Raw genomic sequence first — 257 nt, 5'->3', positions numbered from 1 at the left:
CTTGATGCCTTTTTTCACGAGCAGCGCGTTCGATACCGGGCTGAATTCCCACCACGGCGCGACGTAGCCGGTCGGACGGCGGCCCGAGAGTTGCGTGACGAGTTCGATGCTGCGGTCGAGCACGGCCTCTTCCTGTTCGGGCGTCATCGCGATCGGGTTTTCGTGGCTGTAGCCGTGAATGCCGATTTCGTGGCCTGCGTCCGCGACCGCTTTCATCTGTTCGGGAAACGTTTCGATCGAGTGGCCGGGGATGAACC

Annotated in this window: 1 protein-coding gene; it reads right to left on the bottom strand. The window is 61.9% G+C overall.

The genetic code is table 11. The features are described from left to right. Positions 1 to 257 (bottom strand): polysaccharide deacetylase family protein (locus tag SB751_RS32650; protein WP_410749337.1); only part of this gene is annotated, 257 nt, incomplete at both ends.

It is taken from the genome of Cupriavidus sp. SIMBA_020 (genome assembly GCF_046535395.1).
GTDB classification, from domain to species: Bacteria; Pseudomonadota; Gammaproteobacteria; order Burkholderiales; family Burkholderiaceae; genus Cupriavidus; species Cupriavidus campinensis.
The sequence above is the reverse complement of the archived record's forward strand: the minus strand, read 5'-3'. Positions and strand labels throughout refer to the sequence as shown.